The following is a 3512-nucleotide window of genomic DNA, read 5'->3' on the forward strand; positions in this document are numbered from 1 at the left end:
ATCTGATATTGGAGGGAAAACAATCTATCGGATGAACAGTCGTGGTGAGCTTCGTCACTGGGTGTTTAATGCTGACGGATCTGGCCAGTACTTCAAAAACGGTTATCCAAATGATCAGTTTACCTGGACAATAAACTCCGAAGGGATTGTTGTCATTGATTACGGTAACGGAGATTCAGACTATTTCGCTTATGTCAGCAAGGATGATACTCGCATTAGTTTCAAGCTCTATAGTGAGTGGAATGACGACGGACAAGATCTGAAAGAGGTTTGGTCATCTGGCTTTACCTACAACCGCCCGGAAGACTATACCGTTCGTAGCTGCAAGGTCGACGTAGCCACAGTGAACGCGACAATGGCTGATTTTACCAGTGCTGCTCAGTCATGTGGTGGCCATCATGTCATCACGGATAGTGATGCGGCTGAATTTGCCAATATTAAGTTCGTGCGAGTACGTGGCGATGGTGATACACGAGCGTATCAGTTTAACGCCGATAATTCAGTTGCCTATTACCGTGCTGGTGAAAATCGTGAAAGTTCAACGCGCCGTTGGGAACGAACTGATGAGGGATATCTCAAAATTACTTGGGATACCGCAAACCCTGAAGAGTACATGATACTGGCTAACTTGCTGTACTCGGATGATCAAAGCAGCTTCGTTGTCTACGATGTCTATCAAGATGATGGTCAGTGGGTCAAAGAGGTATGGAGCCTTGTCTTCCGTGAATATGAAGGCAATAAGATCACTGAATGCAATGAAGGAAATAGTCCTTGGAACAGTGAGCTTGACCAACCTTCAGCCTTTAACGTTATTGACGATTATCATGCAGCGACTGATAGCTGCCGAGTAATGACAGACGATAAGGCACTTAAGTTCACTGAAGACATGCTGGTGGGTAATAATGACAAGTCTACATTGTGGGCACTGCTCTACACCGAAGGCATTAATGAACAGGGAGAGCCTATCTATATTGAAGACGAGCGGCTACGTTTTGACCCTAATAACAAAGGTGCTTTTGTGGATGCAGAAGATGGAGAGTTTGGCTTTGACTGGCAGCTTGACGACGGTCGGTTAGTATTGTCGATAACTCATCCGGACTATGTAGGCTCTAAGGAAGATATGTCAATTGTCGAGGCAGATGGTGAATACTTCTCTGTTAAAACTTTCTGGATAGATACATCCAGCGAGTGGACAAACCCGGCACCGGCAGAAGGTGAGGGTGAATTAACGAGCCTGATTTTCAAACAAATCAGTAAAGACTAATCACAGTTAGATACGAAAGGTATATCCCTTTATGATCTCATTGATCATAAGGGGATATTTGTTATATACATGATTTAATCTGCGATTGACATGAAGCGCCAGAGCCAAATTAATTACCCAGGAGGAACATATTATTGAAGCGTATATTCTGAATGTGTTTACAGGAAGTAAAGCTAACGGCAATCCAGCCGCGGTTGTAATACTCGATATTTGGTTGCCTGTTGAAACGCTACAACAATTGTCAAAAGAGCTGGGTGAGCCTGTTACATCTTTTATTGTCAAAGTGAATCAAGGTTATGAAATTCGCTGGTTTGCTGATGAGGTAGAAATAAACCTTTGTGGTCACGGCAGTTTGGCCGCGGCAGCCACTATTTTTGAAATGATGTCAGATCATGTACCTGATATTACCCTCGTTAGCAAACATGGCACGGTAACAGTCACAAAAAGTAGTGATGCATTTACGATGACGATGCCAAGCTGGAAGGCTTTACATGATCCAGAGTTGTCGAAATACGGCGATTTGCTAGGTGTACAACCTATCGATGTGTTTAGCACAAGGGATTTAGTTATTGTGCTTGAAAATAAAGAGCAGGTGCGTCAGTTTGAGCCGAACTTCGACAAGATCAGCACGGTTAAGGATTTCCATGCAATTATTGTTACCGCTCAAAACGGTGATAATGGCTACGTACTCAGGTATTTTGCACCGAGTATCGGTATTAATGAAGATATTGCCACAGGTTCAGCACAGTGTTCGTTAGTTCCGTATTGGTCTGCGCGTTTGTCTCCCCGAGTGCTGGAGGTGACTCAGCTTTCGCTACAAGGTGGATACTTTCAAGTGAAACAGGCGAGTGTGGACAGTATTGAATTAACCGCCAATGTTCGATTGCAAGAGACAGTAAAGTTCATTAAGAAAGATGGAAAGTAATGAAAATACGAAAAGCAGATAAATCTGATGCTGAAGCGATAAGTGATCTAATCATCCCGTTAACAGAAAAATATATTCTACCGACATGGGGAGAAGGTGCGCATGATTTATTGCTCGGCTCCATGGCTCTGGGGCAAATAGAGCAGTACCTGTCTGATGGATATGTTTATCATGTTGCTGAGAGTGCTGGTGTGGGTATCGTCGGCGTTGTTGGTATCAGAGATAATTCTCATCTTTATCATTTATTCGTAAGAGATGGTTTCAACGGTCAGGGCCTTTCCCGACAACTGTGGGAAAAAGCTAAGTCTGATTGTTTATTGAAAGGCAATGAAGGTGAATTTACGGTTAATTCGGCGTTGAACGCGGAAGGCGTGTATCTCAACTTTGGTTTTGAAAGAATTGATGGTATTCGAGAACGTAACGGAATGGTTGATATCCCTATGAAACTAAACTGTACTGGCTAATGGTCTCGTCGAACTTGAGGTGTGTGATGTTTTACTTTGCCGATGAGTGGTTATTAAGTACGTTGTTACTTGAGCGGATGTGCAATTAATGTATTTGTCATTTGCAAGATCGGCAAAGCTGTGAAAAACTAAAAACTGTTGTTATAGATGAACTTACTGTCTAGGTGTTTATCAACACAACTTCGTATAACCCCATTAATAGGGTATGGGGGTCTCTACCAGAATCCGTAAAATTCTGATTACGAAGAGTTAAGTGGTTAATAGCTTTTCTCTTTGTAAGGTATTCCAATCTTCTCTGCAGAAATGCTGCTAATCAAAATCCAAACAGATTAAGAGCATGATATGAAAGAATTTATTTGTGGTTTACCCAAAGTTGAACTTCACCTTCATATTGAAGGTTCGCTTGAGCCTGAGCTTATGTTTGAGCTTGCTAAACGTAATCAGGTAGCGATTCCGTATAATACGCCTCAAGAAGTGCGTGATGCCTATGAGTTTCATAACTTACAGTCTTTCCTCGATATCTATTACCAGGGCGCGAACGTACTTATTCATGAACAGGACTTCTTCGACTTAACCTGGGCTTACCTTCTCCGGTGCAGAGAAGATAATGTTTTGCATACTGAAATATTCTTCGATCCCCAAACGCACACTAGCCGGGGGATTGAATTCGATACCGTGATTAGTGGCATCCATCGTGCACTTGTTCAGGCCCAGCATGAACTGGGGATCACCAGTAAGCTGATCATGTGTTTCTTGCGTCACCTTGACGAGGAGTCTGCTTTTGAAACGCTGGAGCAGGCATTGCCGCATAAGGATAAGATCATTGCCGTTGGGCTCGATTCATCCGAGCAGGGGCATC

3 protein-coding genes, 1 pseudogene and 1 riboswitch are annotated in these 3512 nt (G+C 43.1%); all 4 genes and pseudogenes read left to right on the forward strand.

All coding sequences use genetic code 11. The annotated features are described in order from the left end of the window. Nucleotides 1–1264, forward strand: a pseudogene (locus MHN01_RS20630) (hypothetical protein); the annotation flags it as partial. Between the two features lie 148 nt (nt 1265–1412). Then, the gene (locus MHN01_RS20635) at nt 1413–2189 is read left to right on the forward strand and encodes a PhzF family phenazine biosynthesis protein (protein ID WP_255725393.1); all 777 of its coding nucleotides are present in this window, start codon (nt 1413–1415) and stop codon (nt 2187–2189) included. Then, nucleotides 2189–2653, forward strand: coding sequence for a GNAT family N-acetyltransferase (locus MHN01_RS20640; RefSeq protein ID WP_239413143.1), 465 nt, complete (start codon nt 2189–2191; stop codon nt 2651–2653). Before MHN01_RS20635 ends, MHN01_RS20640 begins: the two co-directional genes overlap by 1 nt. A 162-nt stretch (nt 2654–2815) precedes the next feature. After that, nucleotides 2816–2915: riboswitch (purine riboswitch) on the forward strand. Between the two features lie 80 nt (nt 2916–2995). Next, the coding region (locus MHN01_RS20645; protein ID WP_370646531.1) for an adenosine deaminase at nt 2996–3512 on the forward strand (517 nt) is incomplete at its 3' end.

The organism is Photobacterium sp. OFAV2-7, from assembly GCF_022347985.1.
Classification (GTDB): domain Bacteria; phylum Pseudomonadota; class Gammaproteobacteria; order Enterobacterales; family Vibrionaceae; genus Photobacterium.

Bases quoted from the DNA above. Each gene is read 5' to 3' on its own strand.
- MHN01_RS20640 (WP_239413143.1), top strand. From the start codon at position 2,189: ATGAAAATACGAAAAGCAGATAAATCTGATGCTGAAGCGATAAGTGAT.